We start from the raw sequence: 17,855 nt of genomic DNA, 5'->3' as shown, positions 1-17,855 counted from the left end.
TTTTTCTAAAGATTTCTATCACGTTAAATAGTTACATATAACCAATACAATTTACACCAATCACTCCTCGTCTTAGGAATATCGTATGAAGCTTCTCATATTCAAATTGTTCATATTCAAATTTCTCATATTCAAACTTCTCGTATTCAAACGGTTCGTATTCAAACTTTTCATATTCGAAAATTTCAATTCCTATTTCTTTTAATACTTCTTCTGGCAACTCGTAATCTTGATCTACTAAACCAAATAGAGTAAAGCCTGAATCGACACAAAATGATAGTACTGGATTGTATATTGAAGAGTAAATTACAGATCCAGCTATCGATCCTACAAAACTACCAATCATGTATCCTAACACAGGAATTTCAATTAGTGATTGACTTGCAGCTCCCATAGATAAAGCACATGTTGTTACAAACATTTCTTTGATTAATTCATTAACCATCTCAGCTCTGCTCATGTTTCCAGTAGTGACTTGATACGAATTTTTCATGGAATTCATCACTAATACAGTCACTGCTCCAACAATTGACGGATCAATAGATTTCATTGCACTACCACATAATCCTGCCTTACAACTTGCTGTAATTGATGCTGACACTGTACCTCTTACAAATCCTTCGCCTGCACCTGTAATCGCTGCAAATCCTATCTTTTTGAATTGACCTTCTTCAACTTCTCCATTTTTAATTAGGTAAGCTACTGCATTCCATATTTCAGGAGCAACTCTCAATGCCATTGATATTGTTGCTGCAGTTAAGCCAGCTTTATATGCCTGTTTCAATATATCGGCATACTTAATCAACTCTTCAGTAGTTAAATGTAAGTTCTCAGGATTTACTCCACCCTCTTTAGACAATCTTGCAAGTTCTCGTGCTTCCTGTTCCGACAAAGCAATCGATTCATTCCCCATATTGTCTGTAACTTTATCATTCAGTAATTTGAGAGTCTCTTCATAGCGATGAACTTGCTCTGGTCGTTTTGCAGCTTCTTCTCTTATTTTTCGTTCTAAAAATAAAGTCGCTTCTTTTAACTGGTCTGATGGAATTACTCTGTACTGCCCTGAGTAAATCGGATCACTCAAAACTGTATCTGCTGAATATCCTCGCTTTTCTAAATATAATTCTAAGCCATCTTTGCCACCCTGAGATTTATATTCACTGAAACGATTAAAAATACTTTTTGATTGCTGGATGGCACTAGATGCCCCATCCTTATAATATTTTAAGCCAAATTTAGCATCGAAGTTTACTCCCGTAATGTCAGCGGAACCAAAATCATGGCTACGATCGACTTGTACTCTGTTTTTTGAGGAATTAATAGCTGCATTAATGTTATACGATCCAGCATGCCAAAATTCAGCAACATCTCCCTTTAATGTATTTACAAGTGCACCACTTGCTTTGAATTCATCTAGATTATTCACCAGCTTCTTTATCTCTGATTCTACAGCGTTTACATAATGTACTCCGGAAGTATGTCCTATAAAATTACCTACGTTCTTTTCAAAGAATTCATATCCCTCTCTAAAACCATCCATTCATCACCCCTCCAAGAACTCTGATAATCCATCCATGTATAATATTAAAGTCAAAGCTCGGAATTGTTGGTCAGTAATTTTTCTCTGCTCCTCTGTTGTTGTAATCCATTTTGTAGCTTCTGCAATCGCATTGACTGCATCCGCTGCAATAGCTGGGGCAGAACCTACTAGGAAAGAAAATAGGGTATTTCCCACATTCGAAATAACATTTGGAATATCCCCCATAGCGCCTACCGCAGCATCTATAGCTTGTTCTGGTAGAGATTTTTTAAATTCGATAAGTTCAAATTCTGTTTTATAATTTCGACAAAGCTCAATAAATTCATTATAGTCTTCCGGATTATCTATAGTTTTTGAAATAATCATCATCCCACGTTTTCCTAACCAACCATATTTCATTCCATATTTGTCAAATTTTACATGCATACTGGATATTTCATTCTTACTTGCCTGATTTTCACCAATAAAAAGCACATGTTCATTAGAAGAAATTGTAGACATATTATCTAAATAGTTTTGTTCTAACCAGACACTCACTTTAATCGCATCATCTTTAGTTCCCACAATTACATCATCCTCGTCGTCGTTAGCGCTTACAAGTTGGCGCAAATAATTAGCATACCCAACTGTATTATCATTACAAACAATGATTAATTTTTTTATATTTTGTTCAAACATAATAATCCTCCATATTAGCTGACATTTTTGTCAATTTGTATAATTTTACAAACCTATTATATCATATATATTATTCAATATTATATAATATAAAAAATCTTCAGTAAAAGATGAAGATTTTTCGTTTTCTAGATACAAAAAGTATAGCTAAAACCTCTAACTGCTTTATTTTCGGACATCTTCACCCTAAAATAAAACCGATGCTCCCTACCGTCCTTGGCATTTTCCTTATTCAAGACAAAATAGTTCTTTTGGTTAATGGCCATGGTTCGCAAAATGTCGTCAATCAAGAAAGTCAGGGGAACATTCATGGCAGAGTATTTTTGGAAATCTTCTTCAAAGCGGATATAATCATCTGAGAAATAATCCATCTGCAGTTTGTTTTCATATAACTCTTTTCTAGTCATAAACTTCCTCCTGATACAGTTGGATGGCGAGAATATCATCTACCCTTATTAATCGATAGCCTTCATCCGTTCTAACAGAGATTTCTTGAGGAGATAATTCTATTACTTCACCCAATATCGAGCTTTTATGATTTTTCTCCTTGACCATAAAAGAGCCTTTTAGTCGTCCGACGTAGAGCTGGGAAAGTAGCAACAACTTCTCGACTGGATTCAAGTCTGTTGATAAATCGACACGATTTTTTTCTGCACTGAGTGAACTGGTATGCTCCGATAGAAAAAAGCCCATCCACTTCTGCATGCCTGGATCTTGATAGTCCCTCGCGGATTGAAAGGGCAAATAAGAGCGATCAATCATTTTAGTCCATCTAATCCTCCAGCAGAGTGCCCTCCGATGAGCTTACTTCTGGCAATACTTCTCGATGCATCCTCTAAGGCAGTCGCCTTCAAAAGAGAAGTAAAGCCGAATTGTTCTCGAATGGAATCAATGGCAGTCTGGAGCCTTTCTTCTTTTTCTAGCTTGTCAACATCATCAAAAAGGGAAATCATAGCAAAGGATTCATCTACAAATCCTGAATAACTAACAGCAACACTCCTGATGGCTCCAGAAGTATATTTGCTATGGAATAATTTCAGTACATAGCTGACCAAAAGACTCGTACTGTTGGTCGGCTCCACCTTCATCTGGGTATGGATGGAGCGTTTTTGTTCCTGCTTAGAAAACCCAAGATGTATAGAAACCACCGTTGTCTTTTTCCCAGCCCGTCGAAGCCTGATAGCCACCTGTTCAGCCATCTCTCGAAGGATAATTTCGATGTCTCGCTGCTTGACATAATCTCTCGGTAAAATTTGCGAATTGCCTAAGCCGTGAGATTTGGCTTTATAGGGCTTGTGAACATTACTCTCGTCTATTCCATTGGCATGAAACCACAAGCGAAGGCCAGCTTGCCCAAGTTCTTTCTTCAGGACATCAGGATTGCTATTGGCTAATTCCTTAATCGAATAAATCCCCAAACTATTCAAGCGCTTCTCCATCCGATGCCCAATCCCCCAAAAGTCGGTCATCTTTGGAATGGACCAGACCTTATCTTCCACGTCCTGGTAAGACCAATTGGCTCGCATAGTCGGTGTGTGCTTGGCTTCATTATCCAAGGCCAACTTAGCAAGCAGAGGATTGGCATTCGACATACCGACTGTCGAGTAAATCCCGGTCTGTCGCCAGATATCTCTCTGGATACGAGCCGAAAGCATGTCTAGCTTATCTTTGCAAGAAATCTGCTGATCTGGGACAAAATAATTGAGCGAACTGGTTAGATCAATAAAGCCTTCATCAATTGAATAAGGATAAATATCATCTGGACTGCCATAATTCTGGAAAATGCGCTGAATTTCCATGTTGACTGCGATATACTTATCCATCCGAGGAGGAACAATGACAGTCACCCGAGCCCAGTCTTCGATAAATCTCACATAGGTTGGGTCTGTCCGTAAGCCTTGTTTTTTGGCATTACAGTAGGAAAATTTACGCGTCTTGATATCAAAGGGCAGGTCATAGGCACGGCCAACATTTGCTTTTCCAAAAACCTTTTTAAACATAGGCGAGGAGGCAAGGATAAGCCCAACAGAATTATCCGCCCGACTCATGACACAAAGGGAGGTTTTAAGGGGATGGAGTCCTCTTTCTACACACTCAACGCTAGCATAAAAGGACTTCATATCGACAAAGGCAATATCACTTTTGGGCTCTCTGGAATAATCAAAGTAGCCCATAGACTATCCCTCCATGGGTATAAAGTTCCCAACGATAATGCCTACAATCCGCGGATCTTCTTCGTAAGAGATGTGAATATCCTTGTATTTAGGATTGATGGAGACCAAACGCAAGCCATCCTCTTCTCGATAGACCCGTTTGATATAGGTCTGGTTATTGCAAACCACTGCATAGACAGCACCATCATAATCAAATCCGGTTTCTCGAATCAGAGCTACTGAACCATTTTGATATTTGGGTTCCATGGAATCTCCAGAGACCCATGAAGCAAAATCGTGAGCTAGTTCTTCATTGAAATAAACCGTATCGAAATTTCGATCATCATAAACTGAAGCCCCAATCCCAGCCGACATGCGTTCATAGACATGATACTCGTAGAGTTTTTCTGAAATAGCAGTCACCTTCTTGACTTGTTCTTCTTGAGCCAAGTTGCGAGCATAGACTACCACCTTTTCTTTTCCTTGATTGGAAAGGCTGTTATAAAGACGGACAATTTCGATTTGAGTAAAATAGCCTTTTGGTACTTTTAAAAGATCTTCTAGTTGAGCAACCTTCTCTTTAGAAGGCTCCTTTACTCCACGTTCCCAGGCTGAATAAGCCTGAAAACTAATGCCAAGCTTCTCTGCAATCTCTTTCTGTGTTAATTTTAGCTCTTTTCTCCGAGCCTTGAGTTTTTCTGGTTGGTACATGATTTACCTCCTAGCATGATGTTTTCATCGTAAGTTGACTATATTTTTTAAATTCAACCATTTTGGTTTAGTTTTATTATATAAAAAAAGTAGACGAATGTCTACTAGAAATGTTGAGGTTTGGCAAACGGCTGGTAATGATGATGCTATAGATTCCTTATCTCAAATACTGCCGTATGAATCCACTCGTTATGCATTTGAAAGTCATTCTCTATGATTCTACTAAAGGTAAAACCATTTTTTAAAAGCACTCTCTGAGAAGCCAGATTGTCCCTTGCCGTCCCTGCGATAATCTTATGTAAACCATAAGTAGTAAAGGCCTTTTCTAAAACGAGTTTAACCGCTTCACTTGCATAACCTAAATTGGTAACATTTTCTCCAATCCTATATCCAAGTTCTGCTGTTTTTCTATCCTTTCCTAAAACACTTAAATTGATTCTTCCAACCATAGTACCTTGTGCATCTCTAATAAGATGCATGTAGACATCCTGATTCTCTTGTTCCCTTAACAATTCCCTTGTAATTTCTTTAAAACCTTCTGAATCAAAATAGGTAACTGGTCTAGGAGGTAAATTCCGCTCAAAATACTCCCGATTTTCTTTTTCAAAAGAATAAACGTCTATGCTATTTTCTTCAGACATCAGCTCTAAACTTATCATTGTAAAGCATCTCCTATCATTCTCTAAATTCAAATGTACTCATGTTCACACAAAGTGACATTTACAGCATTTAAAGAGTTATCTTAATTTATTCATATCGTATCTACATTATAACACAACATACTATGAAGAAAAATAATACCCGTCAAGGTCCTCATAAATTCCAACATCTTGCTAAACAGGCTGGAACGCCTATGGAAGCTATTTCTGAAGCATACTTGATTAACCTTCATAACATGATCACAACTCATAAATAAAGAAGAAAACCATCTCAAATTTGATGAGATGGTTAATCATTTAGTCTACTTTATAAAAAACTTGTTCTGATCTGGTTGGAGCAGCTTGACCAGCAATAAGCCTATTTTTAGTTAAATCAGTATCTAACCCAGGCATAATAAGTCCAGCAGGATAAATACTCATTCCATAGCCTGAGATACCATCTCTAATGCTGAATTCAATCGTTCCATGGCTACCCATGCGCACTTTTTCAATATTTCCACTGTTTACTAGTCCATTTTTATCGAATGTAAACTCTTGCCCGAGTCCATTTCTCCAAGTTCCAACTAGAGTCGAGAAATCTCCATTTAGAATGGCTTGCTCATCTATTTTTTGTGATCTAGCATTCGTTTGCTCTTCTTGTGTCGAGAGTTTTTCCTCAGTAGTCGTAACACTATCTTGAGTAGTCGTTGAACTAGTGGTTGTTGTACTAGTCGCTGTCGTACTAGTGGCAGAAACCTGTTCTGTTATAGCATTTACTGCTTCTACATCTTGCTTCTTATGATTAAAGAAGAACACAAAACTTATCAGTACTATAGCATTTAAGCAACTAAACAGAATCAAAATCCAATTGATGCCTTTTCCTATTTTCATTTATAACTCCTTTAAATTATTCGTATTTAATTATATCATACTAAACTCATACTAGGAAGAAATTGTATAAGACAAAGACTAGTGGTGTGATTTTTGGGGGTAAACTCTATTGAGAATTAAAAAAGAACACCCCGAAAGGTGCTCTTTGTAAGTATAGTCATTCTTTCGAAGAACGTTTACTAAATTGTGATGCTTTACGAGTTTTTTTCAATCCTAGTTTGAAAAGTCTGGCTTTTAGGACAGCTCAAAAGTGCTCAATAGCAACCGTCAGAAGAGTTTCTTCTGATTTCAATTTCAATAAATAAAAATTTATGTATCTAAAATAGTGCAATTTCTTAACGCAAAACTTTCAATCCTATCCTCTTCCTCCTTATCCTAACAAAGTTTGTAATATTGGAATAACAACGATAAATAGAACCGTACTCAGAGTCACCACATTCGTAGAGAATTCCACATCTCCTTTGCCCTGATTAGCAAGGATTGGGAGAACAGCTCAAGCTGGTGTAGCGGACTGAATCATAAAGGTCTTAAATTCTACTGTCGCCATATTTGGTGCAAAGAACTTCAATACAAGAAGCATGATTAGAGGAGCTAGGATAAAGCGTCCAACTAAAGTGACAATTGTATCTTTATCAAAAGTAATAGTATTCAAACCTGCCTTTGCAAGAACGATACCAATATAAATCAGAGATAGGGGAGTGACGATATTTCCAACATAGGTTAAGGTATTCGTTGCGAAATCTGGAATAGAGATTCGGAGAATCAAAAATAGCAGAGCCACAAGAAAACCTACAAGCGGAGCTGGTAGCAATTTCTTCCAGTCAAATTTACTTGTCTCCTTGCTTTGACCCGATTTACTGTCACTCGTCATCAAATACACGCCCAATGTCCAGGTGGAAATCGTGTTGGTGATATAGTAAATTAAGAAATATGGAAGAGCCTGATCCCCAAAAAGAGCAACGTTTAAAGGTAAACCAATAAAAATAGTATTGGCATTCACAAAGGTATTCATCATGGTTCCTCGCCGTCCTGGACGAACCTTGAAAACCACAACTGCAATATAAGCTACGATATAGCCCAAGATAAAGGCCACAAATGTATAAAGGAGACCTCCAGAAAGACTGATTAGTTTATCTAGTGTTAGGTATTTCATCACCGACACAAAGATTGACGCTGGCAAGGCTACATTCATGATCAAACGAGATAGGTTAGGCCCAAAGGCATCTCCAAACCATCCCTTCACCTGAAGAATATACCCCAAAACAATAATAGCGATAATCGGAATGATACTCGTAATCGAGGTTAAAAAGAGTGACATAGGTATCCTTTCTAAATTACTTAAGTCCACAGCCCATACAAATCTGTCGCTAGCAAAGGATAGACAGCAGCAGTGAATTATTTATACTCTGGATACCACTTCAAATCACGAACTGCTTTGGCCATATCTGTTTCCTTAGCACGTGCAAGACCTTGCTCTTGTGCTTTTTTAGCGACTGCTTCTGCTACTTTAATAGAAACATCTGCTACATACTTGAACGGTGGCAAGACAGGAGCTCCTGGTTGGCCTGGATTGACAATACCACTCAATGAATGAGCCGCTGCTCCGATCATTTCATCACTCAAAAGACTTGCTTCAGAAGCCAGCATACCTAGACCAAGACCTGGGTAAATCAAGGCATTATTGGCTTGACCAATCACATAGTCGACACCTTTATAAGAAACTGTATCAGCAGGAATTCCTGTTGCGACAAAAGCTTTGCCATCTGACCATTCAATCAAATCTTTAGCACTAGCTTCAGCTAGTTTGGTTGGATTTGACAAAGGGAAGATCATCGGACGCTCTGTATTTTCACACATAGCCTCTACTATTTCTTTAGTGAAGGTATTAGGCTGAGTCGAAGTTCCTACAAGAATGGTTGGCTTCACAGTTTTCACTACTTCAAGCAGGTCAGTCAACTTGTCTGCGTTACTAAAGTCAGCACGTTTCTTAGCAAACGGTTTTTGCTCTGGTGTCAAGTCATCCATGTCATCAAAGAGAAGACCTTGTTTATCAACCATAAAGAAACGTTTATAGGCTTCTTCTTCAGAAAGACCTTCACTCACCATTTCACGAAGAACACGAGCGGCAATTCCTGCACCCGCAGTCCCACCACCATAGCAGAGATAAACTTGATCTGTTAATTTTTCACCACTAATATCCAGCGAACCAAAGATACCACCCAAGGTAACGATTCCTGTACCTTGAATATCATCATTAAAAGTTGGAATTTGTTTCCGGTATTTTTCAAGAATATTGGCAGCATTCGAGCGGCCGAAGTCTTCCCAGTGAAGGTAGAGTTTAGGAAAGAGACGTTCTGCTGTTTGAACAAATTGGTCAATGAAGTCGTAGTAACGATCTCCGCGAACCCGTTCGTGACGATTTCCTAAGTAATTAGGATTGTTACGAAGTTCTTCACGGTTAGTCCCTGCATCGATAACTAAAGGAAGGACCACAGAAGGATCGATTCCAGCAGCACCCGTATAGACCATCAATTTCCCGACAGAAATATCGACACCATTTGTTCCCCAGTCACCGATTCCAAGGATTCCTTCTGCATCTGTTACAACAATGAGGCGAATCTCGCGATCCCCGGCAGCATTTTTCAAAGTGGCTTCAATATTTTCAGGATGATTGATATCAAGATATCCCGCATATTGGGGATCTACAAAGAGGTCACTATAGCCTTCAATGGTATCTGCAATGGTTGGATCGTATACAATTGGATTGAATTCCTCCAAATGGTGAGAAAAGAGGTAATAGAAAAGAGTTCGGTTGGTATTAAAAATTTCCATTAGGAAAAGACGCTTTTCCAAATCATTGGCTTTTGTTTGCATTTGCGCATAAGTTTGCGCTGCTTGTTCTTCAATCGTTTGAACATACGGTGGCAGTATACCAATAAGACCTAGTTCCTTTCGCTCCTCTAAGGTAAAGGCAGTACCTTTATTGAGGAAAGGGTTGTTTAAAATATCATGTGCAGTCATAGTGCAACCTCCTTTTTACTTCTATTATACCACTTAAAATGAATTGTTCGGAAAACTTTGTTGTTTAAAAAATACGATTGTATCCGCATATGTTATAATGAGTCTACGAGAACAATTTTCTAATAAGCTCTTTTATAGTTAAAACACCATTATTAATGACACTTTAAGTTGTTATATTTTATAAAGTTATGAACTTATAAAACTCTCGATGATCACTCTTTCCTAAAAGTTTCGAGTAAAAGAAACTAATCATACAAATTGGCAATCCGAATTAAAATAAATATTATATAAGTTTGTTATACAATACTTTGTATTTTTTAAGATGTTTTTTTGTCATGCAAAACTTGTATTCTATTTATATGACCAATAAAAACTATTTACAACAATATATTTCCCAAAAAGTGAAATATTTTCGAACACAGAAAAAAATGAGCCAGGAAGAACTTTCGGAACAAGCGGGGCTCGGGCTTAAGTATATCAATCAACTTGAAAACCAAAATGTGAATCTGACCATTCACAGTCTTGAAAAAGTGATTGTCGCCCTAAAGATGACCCCAGAGGAATTTTTCAATTTTGATAGCCTTGAATCAACCTCTGATAAGACCGACAATCTTTCACTCAAAAGAATCAACATGAAGATTAAACAGCTCCCTATTGATAAACGAGAAAAGATGTTGGTCATTTTTGAAAGTATCTTAGATAACCTTTGATATCCCTGACTCACTTACATTTTAACCGGCGAATACTCGTATAGTCAAATTGTAGGATACGGATAAAAATTATTTATCTGGTGATTTCCACTTATTTTCCTTCTCCAACTAATGAAAGTGAGCCCATATGAATTTAAAAGATCTACAATATTTTTATGACCTCTGCCAGCTTCAATCCTATACGGAAGTAGCAAAACAACACAAAGTCAGCCAACCATCTATTTCTTATGCCATCAAGCGCTTAGAGGAATCTTTTAATTGCAAATTGATTCACCATGATCCTTCACATCGTTCCTTTAAATTAACTTCTCAAGGGCAAATCCTTCTAAAGCATACAGAAAAGATTTTACCCGAGGTCATTTCTACTCGCAAAGAAATCAATCGTTCCTTGGCCCAATACTCTACTGTAGGATTTCCTCCTATTATCATTCAGTATCTCTTTGCTGCCTTAAACGAAAAAGATAAATTCGATTTTTTAAAAAAAGTACGCCCTATCCGCGGTGGCTCCGTAGAGTTATTAAATCTTCTCCTCAAGGGAGACCTTGATGCAAGCCTACTCGGCTTGATTGAACCACTCAATCATCCCTCAATAGAGACACATGAACTCTTTCATAAAGAACTGTATGTCGTTTTATCTAAGAACCATCCTCTTGCTACTGCTCCTTCCCTCGCTTTTGAAGATTTAGTAGATCAATCCTTTATACTTTTAGACGAACACTTTGTTCACCTGAAAGCTTTTGAACTCCTTAATCAAAAGTATCAAAACAAGGCAGAAATATTCTTTAAGAGTGACGACATTGTCATCATTAAAGAACTTTTAAAGAAAGGGGTTGGCCTTAGTTTACTAGCTGATATCGCACTTTCTGATGAAGATGATGATTTAATAAAAATCCCTCTAATACCAGAGGACCAGATCACATTTACAGTTTATTATGCTTATCTCAAATCAGCTACACTGTCATCAGAATCAGAAGCCTTATTTAATCTCATTAAATCATATGAATAGAAAAAACTCTAACTATCAACTACCTGATAGCTAGAGTTTTTTTAAGACCTGGTTTGGAAAGTATGAATTTCAGTTGGACTAAAAACAGCGTAATATCAAGACTTTTCTCCGCTTTTATAAAAGCGTTTTTCCAATCAAATTCAACTAATTTTATCTAAATGGTGTGGATTTTACCCCCAAAATTACAGAGAATGGAGCTGATAAACACTAAACGTTCACACCATTAGTTAAATGATTTTTTTCATCATTTTTCTTAGATGATAGAACTTCTAATTTATTTCTTATTCAAGCAAAAACAACCTGCTATAAGTAAGAAAGAGGAAGATACAAGAAAAACACGGCGTAAAAACCGATTCAGTTCATTGTCCTCAATCCTTGTCTGCTTCATTTTCTTTTACGAGATCGTTTTGTGAATCTTTTTCAGAGAGTTTTTGATCAATATACTTGTCAATGTTTTCATAAAATTCCTTGGTCGCTTCACTATCTAATGTTGGCGAGTTCTGAACTTGATTCACTTTCAATTGAACAGATTGAATACCGTAAGAGGCTTGTTTTTGGTGGAGTGTTTCTAATTCTTCTTCTGAAATCGGATCTCCAACAACCGTCAAGACCAATTCATTGTTACTTGACTTGTAGACTTGATTAATAACCGTATAATTGGCGAACTCTTTTCCTACAAACTGTTTGACCCCTTCTTTGCGCGCTTGTTCTATTGTCAGAGTAACTGCCGAATAGCTAGCTGGAAGAATCAACAATACAATCAAAGAAATCAAGCCAATTCTCATTTTAATGCTCAGCTCTTTAAATGAAGTTAAAGGAGATTTTCTCATCAAAATTCTTGTTCCAACAATGTTGGCTAGCATGATAAAGACACAGTTGATCAAGAAAAGATAGAGAGCCCCCAATAAAAATCGTACATTCCCATTAGCTAAACCATAGCCAGCAGTACAGATAGGCGGCATCAAAGCTGTAGCAATGGCTACTCCTGGCACGATATTGTTTGCTTCTTTTTTCCTTGAACCGATCACACCAGCAATCCCACCAGCAATAGCAATGAGAACATCCCAAATGGTTGGAGAGGTTCGTGCGATCAACTCGCTACTTGCATAAGACAAGGGAGAAATCCAGAAATACAGAGTCGAGACAAGCAAACTGACCAACACTTGAGTCAATAAAACCTCTAGAGATTGCTTGATTAAACGCGTATCAAAAATAGCTAAACCGAATCCCAGTCCAACAATCGGTGTCATGAGAGGTGAAATTAACATGGCTCCAATAATAACAGCTGTTGAATTCATATTTAGACCGATAGAGGCAATAAAAATTGCACACATCAAAATCGCTGTATCTCTCAATCGAACATGAAGGTCATCGTATAATTTCTCACGGTATTCCCGTGTTGAATAATTGGCAGTCATTTGTCCTCTCCTCTTTCCTTATTTAAATCGGTATAATAATTAATAATAACAGCTGATAAACAGCCAAAAAATATGAGCCCATAAATCGTCAAGAAGACACTGGTAATCCTTCCAATCAAGGTCACAGCTAGGAGATCCCCGTAGCCGACAGTCGTCGAAGTCACAAAAGCATACCAAAGACCGTCTCCGTAATTTGTGATAGCAGGTTCAACTAGGAAAAGCACGCCTCCTGACCCAAAAACAAAGGTCACAAAACTCAGAGCAAACCGAGTAAAACCCGTAACCTGTATAATATGCCATAACATTTTTAAACGTCTCATTTGTTCTCCTTATTCATACTAGCTCCTGACCGAGCCGTTTTTTCCAATAATCAAAGTGAAGATAGGACATGATCTCCATCAGAGAAAGATAGACAAACTGATAGATCTGATTTAAGCTGATTATCAACTGATATTGTTTGAAAAATGACTGGAAGAAAGACCAGATATGACTGTCTTGAATCAGTCCCTTCTTAACATCAGACAGGATATTAGCTAAAGCTCCCAAGGACTGAAACGGTAAATCCTTGACATTTATATAGATCCGGTCCACCACATCATTCAGACTGGTATCTTGGATGGCATGAAATTCTCCAAAGAGAACTCCTGCCGCTCCAAGAGTAGAAACAAATTCCACCAAATAATTTCTGAGGAAATTTTCTCAACCTTTTCCCATAATGTGTTTAGTGCCATCCATAACGATCCCAACCAGAAAAAGGAAAGAAAACAAGCAAAGAAATTTTGCCGTAAATCCCAAAAAGCTTCAAGACTTGGTGTTGTTGGTTTTTCTAACTCTAAAATCAAGATGGTCATAATAATTGCTAGAACAGCATCTGTCAATACAATTAATCTGTCTTTCTTCATCGGATTGCATCCCCTTTCTTTTTTGTAACATTCTATCTTATCGCATAATATTGGATATTCTTTCATAATCCGACTACAAACAAAAATAAACCAAAAAGTCTGTCCCTATTATGCTATATTTAACTCTAGAAGTATTCATCCATCTAATTAATAAATATATCATATTTCACAATAAATGAATACTATCAAAGATTCATCCCCTTTCACTTCATCATTTAGTGTTGCTTAGATTTATCAAAAACAACCAAATTTGTATTAATTTCAAGTATCACCTAGTTACAAAAATTTGGGGTGAACAGAAAAAGCATCCCGTATTTTTGATACGAAATACTTTCAATAAGTTTAAATAAGTTTTAACGTTTACTAAATTGTGATGCTTTACGAGCTTTTTTCAAGCCTGGTTTCTTACGTTCAACTTTACGTGAGTCACGTGTAAGAAGTCCTGCGCGTTTCAATGAATCGCGGAAGTCTGGGTCTACTTGAAGAAGGGCACGAGCGATACCGTGACGGATAGCTCCTGCTTGACCAGCGTATCCACCACCTACAACGTTAACGAAAACGTCGTATGAACCTGCAGTTGAAGTAACTGCGAATGGTTGGTTGATGACCAAACGAAGGTCAGCGTGTGGGATGTACTCTTCAACATCTTTTTTGTTAACAGTGATTTTACCAGTTCCTGGAACAAGGCGAACGCGTGCAACAGCGTTTTTACGACGTCCAGTACCTGCATATTGTGCTTGTGACATACTTTATTGTTCCTTTCCTTAGATAAGTCCTGAAATATCAAGAACTTCTGGTTGTTGTGCAGCGTGAGTGTGCTCAGCTCCAACGAATACTTTCAATTTCATACCTTGAGCGCGGCCAAGAGTATTGTGTGGAAGCATACCTTTAACTGATTTCTCGATCAAACGTACTGCATTTTTAGAACGAAGTTCACCAGCAGAGATTGATTTCAATCCACCTGGGTGGTTTGAGTGAGTGTAGTAGATCTTATCAGTTGCTTTTTTACCAGTCAATTTAACTTTTTCAGCATTGATAACGATTACGAAGTCACCTGTATCAGTGTGTGGTGTAAATGTTGGTTTGTTTTTTCCGCGAAGTACGCTAGCAACAACTGCTGAAAGGCGTCCAAGAGGTACATCAGTTGCGTCAACAACGTACCATTTGCGTTCTACTTGGCCTGGTTTAGCCATGAATGTAGTTTTGTTCATGATTTCTCCTATATGAATATCGTTTTTGTTTACAGGGCGGATGTTCCGGTCCGCGGGGTATTTGAAAGGTTCCGGGGCCTTACAAATGGGGTAAACAATACCGCCTACTATTGTATCAAAATTCTCAGATAAAAGTCAAGCGGTTGGGAAAATATTTTTTATTTCTGCCAGATTTTCAATCTTCTTTCTGCCTTCTCCTGAGTGATGACTTGAAAACCTTTAGAGAAGAGGAAAATAGCACAAGCCAAAAATAGAGTGACAATGATATAATTAACCACAAGACCATGGTCTCCCACCAATGGTGGTTTTGTCATAAAACCGTAATCTCCACCCGTTAATAAATTGACTATAAAAATCAAACCATTGAGTAAAGAGGTCAGTATAAGAATACCTTTGAAATCCAAGAGACGAGCATTGTAGTTGTTTAAAAGATAAATCAAGGAATTCCCAAGAAGGGCTAGATGTCCGAAAATAAAGGACAAAATAACGATGTGTGGGAAAGAGTAAGCGTCTGGGATTGGATAAACAAAAGCTGCAATCGTCCCGAAGGTTCCAAGCACAGCAAAGTACTGTTTGACTCTAGAGACACCTGGAAGCAAGAGAACTACAAACATGGCTAATCGACAATGATAAAAAGGCAAGCTTTCTGACAGCGGGAACTGATTAATCCAATACCAGCTGTATAGCGCGATTAACTGAATTGCCTGTATAATCTGGAAAAATCGTTGACAAACCTTATTTTCACGATAGCGATAAGCAAGATAAATTGTCAAAAACAGTAAGGCAAATGTACTTGCGTACCAAGTAAATCCAAATTGGGGTGGCTCCGTCGCCTGGGTGGTAAATAAAGCATCCCAAACATTCATATAATTTTCCTCATTTCCATATAAGCCATTCTCTTACTTGTCTCTATAGATCCTAGCTTACATTTATTTCTTATAATTTTGTGTTCCAAAGAAGCTATCGGCCTTAAGATAAAGCAAAGCTTCTAATCAATATATTGTTCCCGCTCACCCTGATAAACCTGCCATAGAATATCCATTTGTTCCTTGGTTATTCTTTTTTCAGATAAGGGAGGGAGAGCCGAAATGTCAAAAAATCCTAATTCAGCAACTTCTTGATTTTCTTGAAATTGTCCATCTAATAACTGACAGTCAAAGACGAACTTTGCATACTGCTTGTTCTGAAGTTGAAAGCAGTTGGTATCAAAAACTGCCAATAAAGAGCCTACTTCTGCCGAAAATCCTGTTTCTTCCTGAACTTCTTTTCGGATATTTTCCTTGGGAGAATAGCCTACCTCACCAAAGCCACCAGGTAAGGCCCAAGTATCCTCTCCTTGTCCTCTAACCAAACAAATCTTCTGGTCTTGAACAATCCAAGCTCGCACATCCATCAAGGGAGTTGCATAGCTAGCTGTTGGTTTTAAGATCGCAGTCAATTCCTCTTGATTGAGCTCTGTTTGATCCTGTAATAGGCTCCATAAAATCTGACGTAAATCCTCATAACGTTCACGGTCAAAGGGGTCCTTTGTATAGGTCAAACCAGTATCAGTGATAGCCAACATCCTCTGTATATTCTTAGCAAAATCAGTTGCACTCATTTTCTAAACTTTCTACTAGCTTAGCTAGATTCATAGAATTCGAACCTTTAAGCAGAATCTGGTCATGTGCACCAAGACTTTCCTTGACCTGCTTGACCATGGCTTCAAATTGGTCTTCCTCAGCTGTTTTCTTGAAGTAGTAAACATGGCCGATGGGGAACATTTGACTGGCTAATTGAGCCAATTCAGCAATGTCTTCACCGTAGAAAATAACAGTATCAAGGACATCTGGTGAAATGCTCAAAATCATCTGATTATGGAGTTGAACAGACTGGTCTCCAAGTTCTTTCATATCTGCCAGAACTGCGAGTTTCTTGCCACCTTCATTGGCTGGAATGGCAGAGAAAGTTTCTAAAATCAACTTCATAGCTGTTGGGTTAGCATTGTAGACATCTGACAAGATATCTGCTCCATTGGCAGCTTTTTTCCACTCGGTACGATTGCGGGTCAATTCAAGATTTTGGAAGGCTTGACCAATTTGCTCCTCAGTCACTCCTTCTTGAAGAGCTACATAAGATGCAATCATGGCATTGGTCGCATTGTATTTACCAGTTACTGGCAAATCAAGGGCTTGCTCCAAGAAATTAGCCTTGAAGGTTAAGCTATCCTTGCGCTCAATCAATTCTGTAATTTCGAGTTCTGCACCTGGGCCAAAACGAACCACTTTTTGGTCAGCAGGTAGATAATCTTCTACAATTGGATCAGCCGGTACCAAAAGTAAGCTACCTTTCTCCATACCATCAGCGATTTGCAATTTCCCTTTGGCAATCTCTGAACGGTCCTTGAAGAAGGCCAAATGAGCTTCTCCTACCAAGGTCACAATAGCTGTCTTTGGATGAGCTAGTTCAGATAAGAGATGGATATCTCCTAGGTGATCCTGTCCCATTTCCAAGACTAACTTCTCAGTATCATCTGGCATATGAAGAACAGTGTAAGGGAGGCCAATCTCGTTATTGTAGTTCCCTTGCGTTTTGTAGGTTTTGTAACTTGTAGAAAGCAAATGAGCCAACATATCCTTGGTAGTAGTCTTCCCATTTGAACCTGTAACAGCAAAGACATCGACACCTGTCTTTTGAAGGTAATAGGCCGCAAGTGCTTGAAAGGCTGTCAAGACATCATCTACTAAAATGTAAGGATGACCTTCTACTTCCTTTTCTGACAGGGTTACAACAGCGCCATTTTCAAAAGCTGTCTCTATAAAGTCATGACCATCACGCGCCCCCTTTAGTGGCACAAATAAATCTCCAGGCCCAATCAAACGACTATCAAACTCAGCCTTGACTAGCAGGTTATCCGCATAGCCTGTCACATCATTTTTTGCATCGAAGGCACGCGCAACTTCGTGAATCGTAAGTTTCATGTTTACTCCTTTAAAA

At 38.1% G+C, this 17,855-nt stretch carries 21 protein-coding genes and 1 pseudogene; 3 read left to right on the top strand and 19 right to left on the bottom strand.

The window, feature by feature from the left end; genetic code table 11:
* Positions 1-31 precede the first annotated feature (31 nt).
* From K1I61_RS07855 to K1I61_RS07825, 7 genes are all read right to left on the bottom strand, one after another.
* Entirely contained in the window at positions 32-1,540 is a 1,509-nt protein-coding gene (locus K1I61_RS07855; RefSeq protein WP_223334614.1) for a hypothetical protein, read from the bottom strand.
* Positions 1,541-1,543: 3 nt separating this feature from the next.
* Complete coding sequence (locus K1I61_RS07850; protein ID WP_223334616.1) at positions 1,544-2,218, bottom strand: hypothetical protein; 675 nt, start codon at positions 2,216-2,218, stop codon at positions 1,544-1,546.
* 128 nt (positions 2,219-2,346) lie between these two features.
* Complete coding sequence (locus tag K1I61_RS07845) at positions 2,347-2,625, bottom strand: DUF5960 family protein (RefSeq protein ID WP_223334618.1); 279 nt, start codon at positions 2,623-2,625, stop codon at positions 2,347-2,349.
* Positions 2,618-2,980 carry a hypothetical protein gene (locus K1I61_RS07840; protein WP_223334619.1) on the bottom strand — a complete coding sequence of 121 codons (363 nt, stop codon included), beginning with the start codon at positions 2,978-2,980 and terminating at the stop codon, positions 2,618-2,620. Before K1I61_RS07840 ends, K1I61_RS07845 begins: the two co-directional genes overlap by 8 nt.
* A complete protein-coding gene (locus K1I61_RS07835; protein WP_223334621.1) occupies positions 2,977-4,392 on the bottom strand; it encodes a Y-family DNA polymerase in 1,416 nt (471 codons plus the stop codon). The genes K1I61_RS07840 and K1I61_RS07835 overlap by 4 nt, the downstream gene beginning before the upstream one ends.
* 3 nt (positions 4,393-4,395) lie before the next feature.
* Complete coding sequence (locus K1I61_RS07830) at positions 4,396-5,082, bottom strand: XRE family transcriptional regulator (RefSeq protein WP_223334624.1); 687 nt, start codon at positions 5,080-5,082, stop codon at positions 4,396-4,398.
* A gap of 146 nt (positions 5,083-5,228) precedes the next feature.
* Positions 5,229-5,741, bottom strand: a complete 513-nt coding sequence (locus K1I61_RS07825; protein WP_223334626.1) for a GNAT family N-acetyltransferase — start codon at positions 5,739-5,741, stop codon at positions 5,229-5,231.
* A 125-nt stretch (positions 5,742-5,866) separates the two neighbouring features.
* Between K1I61_RS07825 and K1I61_RS09000 the strand changes: the two genes are divergently transcribed.
* Entirely contained in the window at positions 5,867-5,998 is a 132-nt protein-coding gene (locus K1I61_RS09000) for a hypothetical protein (protein WP_263284888.1), read from the top strand.
* Positions 5,999-6,038: 40 nt separating this feature from the next.
* Here K1I61_RS09000 and K1I61_RS07820 read toward each other — a convergent pair whose 3' ends face one another.
* The 3 genes and pseudogenes from K1I61_RS07820 to K1I61_RS07810 all read right to left on the bottom strand — a co-directional run bounded on the left by K1I61_RS07820 (position 6,039) and on the right by K1I61_RS07810 (position 9,632).
* Positions 6,039-6,611: a DUF6287 domain-containing protein gene (locus tag K1I61_RS07820; protein WP_223334628.1), complete on the bottom strand. Its 573-nt coding sequence runs from the start codon at positions 6,609-6,611 to the stop codon at positions 6,039-6,041.
* A 370-nt stretch (positions 6,612-6,981) separates the two neighbouring features.
* Positions 6,982-7,929: pseudogene (locus tag K1I61_RS07815) on the bottom strand (AEC family transporter).
* Positions 7,930-8,006: 77 nt separating this feature from the next.
* Positions 8,007-9,632, bottom strand: a complete 1,626-nt coding sequence (locus K1I61_RS07810; RefSeq protein ID WP_223334630.1) for a malolactic enzyme — start codon at positions 9,630-9,632, stop codon at positions 8,007-8,009.
* A gap of 359 nt (positions 9,633-9,991) precedes the next feature.
* Here K1I61_RS07810 and K1I61_RS07805 point away from each other — a divergent pair, with 359 nt between their 5' ends.
* Positions 9,992-10,342 carry a helix-turn-helix domain-containing protein gene (locus K1I61_RS07805; protein WP_004250856.1) on the top strand — a complete coding sequence of 117 codons (351 nt, stop codon included), beginning with the start codon at positions 9,992-9,994 and terminating at the stop codon, positions 10,340-10,342.
* 127 nt (positions 10,343-10,469) lie between these two features.
* Positions 10,470-11,348 (top strand): LysR family transcriptional regulator, encoded by an 879-nt coding sequence (locus tag K1I61_RS07800; RefSeq protein WP_223334632.1) that lies wholly within the window; start codon positions 10,470-10,472, stop codon positions 11,346-11,348.
* Positions 11,349-11,716: 368 nt separating this feature from the next.
* On the opposite strand, the gene K1I61_RS07795 is transcribed toward K1I61_RS07800, so the two are convergent.
* The 9 genes from K1I61_RS07795 to K1I61_RS07755 form a co-directional block, all read right to left on the bottom strand.
* The gene (locus tag K1I61_RS07795; protein WP_223334635.1) at positions 11,717-12,766 is read right to left on the bottom strand and encodes a DUF389 domain-containing protein; all 1,050 of its coding nucleotides are present in this window, start codon (positions 12,764-12,766) and stop codon (positions 11,717-11,719) included.
* The gene (locus K1I61_RS07790) at positions 12,763-13,086 is read right to left on the bottom strand and encodes a potassium channel family protein (RefSeq protein ID WP_001253404.1); all 324 of its coding nucleotides are present in this window, start codon (positions 13,084-13,086) and stop codon (positions 12,763-12,765) included. The genes K1I61_RS07795 and K1I61_RS07790 overlap by 4 nt, the downstream gene beginning before the upstream one ends.
* A gap of 13 nt (positions 13,087-13,099) precedes the next feature.
* A complete protein-coding gene (locus tag K1I61_RS07785) occupies positions 13,100-13,441 on the bottom strand; it encodes a hypothetical protein (protein WP_000397556.1) in 342 nt (113 codons plus the stop codon).
* The gene (locus tag K1I61_RS07780; protein WP_004240734.1) at positions 13,366-13,668 is read right to left on the bottom strand and encodes a TMEM175 family protein; all 303 of its coding nucleotides are present in this window, start codon (positions 13,666-13,668) and stop codon (positions 13,366-13,368) included. The genes K1I61_RS07785 and K1I61_RS07780 overlap by 76 nt, the downstream gene beginning before the upstream one ends.
* A 353-nt stretch (positions 13,669-14,021) precedes the next feature.
* A complete protein-coding gene (gene rpsI, locus K1I61_RS07775; protein WP_002893764.1) occupies positions 14,022-14,414 on the bottom strand; it encodes a 30S ribosomal protein S9 in 393 nt (130 codons plus the stop codon).
* An 18-nt stretch (positions 14,415-14,432) separates the two neighbouring features.
* On the bottom strand, positions 14,433-14,879 hold the full coding sequence (gene rplM, locus K1I61_RS07770; protein ID WP_002876943.1) for a 50S ribosomal protein L13: 447 nt from the start codon (positions 14,877-14,879) through the stop codon (positions 14,433-14,435).
* 158 nt (positions 14,880-15,037) lie between these two features.
* The gene (locus K1I61_RS07765; protein WP_223334637.1) at positions 15,038-15,745 is read right to left on the bottom strand and encodes a YwaF family protein; all 708 of its coding nucleotides are present in this window, start codon (positions 15,743-15,745) and stop codon (positions 15,038-15,040) included.
* A 122-nt stretch (positions 15,746-15,867) separates the two neighbouring features.
* Positions 15,868-16,479, bottom strand: coding sequence for an NUDIX hydrolase (locus tag K1I61_RS07760; RefSeq protein WP_223334639.1), 612 nt, complete (start codon positions 16,477-16,479; stop codon positions 15,868-15,870).
* Positions 16,466-17,839 carry a UDP-N-acetylmuramoyl-tripeptide--D-alanyl-D-alanine ligase gene (locus K1I61_RS07755; protein ID WP_223334641.1) on the bottom strand — a complete coding sequence of 458 codons (1,374 nt, stop codon included), beginning with the start codon at positions 17,837-17,839 and terminating at the stop codon, positions 16,466-16,468. The genes K1I61_RS07760 and K1I61_RS07755 overlap by 14 nt, the downstream gene beginning before the upstream one ends.
* Between the last annotated feature and the right edge of the window lie 16 nt (positions 17,840-17,855).

Origin of the sequence: Streptococcus infantis, assembly GCF_019929665.1 — a bacterium.
GTDB lineage: Bacteria > Bacillota > Bacilli > Lactobacillales > Streptococcaceae > Streptococcus > Streptococcus infantis_H.
Note: the sequence above shows the minus strand (reverse complement) of the source record. Positions and strands in the feature narration are given on the sequence as shown.

What these genes read in the sequence shown, in the direction of transcription:
- K1I61_RS07855 (WP_223334614.1), bottom strand. Translation starts at nt 1,540, where the DNA reads ATGGATGGTTTTAGAGAGGGATATGAATTCTTTGAAAAGAACGTAGGT.
- K1I61_RS07850 (WP_223334616.1), bottom strand. Translation starts at nt 2,218, where the DNA reads ATGTTTGAACAAAATATAAAAAAATTAATCATTGTTTGTAATGATAAT.
- K1I61_RS07845 (WP_223334618.1), bottom strand. Translation starts at nt 2,625, where the DNA reads ATGACTAGAAAAGAGTTATATGAAAACAAACTGCAGATGGATTATTTC.
- K1I61_RS07840 (WP_223334619.1), bottom strand. Translation starts at nt 2,980, where the DNA reads ATGATTGATCGCTCTTATTTGCCCTTTCAATCCGCGAGGGACTATCAA.
- K1I61_RS07835 (WP_223334621.1), bottom strand. Translation starts at nt 4,392, where the DNA reads ATGGGCTACTTTGATTATTCCAGAGAGCCCAAAAGTGATATTGCCTTT.
- K1I61_RS07830 (WP_223334624.1), bottom strand. Translation starts at nt 5,082, where the DNA reads ATGTACCAACCAGAAAAACTCAAGGCTCGGAGAAAAGAGCTAAAATTA.
- K1I61_RS07825 (WP_223334626.1), bottom strand. Translation starts at nt 5,741, where the DNA reads ATGATAAGTTTAGAGCTGATGTCTGAAGAAAATAGCATAGACGTTTAT.
- K1I61_RS09000 (WP_263284888.1), top strand. Translation starts at nt 5,867, where the DNA reads ATGAAGAAAAATAATACCCGTCAAGGTCCTCATAAATTCCAACATCTT.
- K1I61_RS07820 (WP_223334628.1), bottom strand. Translation starts at nt 6,611, where the DNA reads ATGAAAATAGGAAAAGGCATCAATTGGATTTTGATTCTGTTTAGTTGC.
- K1I61_RS07810 (WP_223334630.1), bottom strand. Translation starts at nt 9,632, where the DNA reads ATGACTGCACATGATATTTTAAACAACCCTTTCCTCAATAAAGGTACT.
- K1I61_RS07805 (WP_004250856.1), top strand. Translation starts at nt 9,992, where the DNA reads ATGACCAATAAAAACTATTTACAACAATATATTTCCCAAAAAGTGAAA.
- K1I61_RS07800 (WP_223334632.1), top strand. Translation starts at nt 10,470, where the DNA reads ATGAATTTAAAAGATCTACAATATTTTTATGACCTCTGCCAGCTTCAA.
- K1I61_RS07795 (WP_223334635.1), bottom strand. Translation starts at nt 12,766, where the DNA reads ATGACTGCCAATTATTCAACACGGGAATACCGTGAGAAATTATACGAT.
- K1I61_RS07790 (WP_001253404.1), bottom strand. Translation starts at nt 13,086, where the DNA reads ATGAGACGTTTAAAAATGTTATGGCATATTATACAGGTTACGGGTTTT.
- K1I61_RS07780 (WP_004240734.1), bottom strand. Translation starts at nt 13,668, where the DNA reads ATGAAGAAAGACAGATTAATTGTATTGACAGATGCTGTTCTAGCAATT.
- rpsI (WP_002893764.1), bottom strand. Translation starts at nt 14,414, where the DNA reads ATGTCACAAGCACAATATGCAGGTACTGGACGTCGTAAAAACGCTGTT.
- rplM (WP_002876943.1), bottom strand. Translation starts at nt 14,879, where the DNA reads ATGAACAAAACTACATTCATGGCTAAACCAGGCCAAGTAGAACGCAAA.
- K1I61_RS07765 (WP_223334637.1), bottom strand. Translation starts at nt 15,745, where the DNA reads ATGAATGTTTGGGATGCTTTATTTACCACCCAGGCGACGGAGCCACCC.
- K1I61_RS07760 (WP_223334639.1), bottom strand. Translation starts at nt 16,479, where the DNA reads ATGAGTGCAACTGATTTTGCTAAGAATATACAGAGGATGTTGGCTATC.
- K1I61_RS07755 (WP_223334641.1), bottom strand. Translation starts at nt 17,839, where the DNA reads ATGAAACTTACGATTCACGAAGTTGCGCGTGCCTTCGATGCAAAAAAT.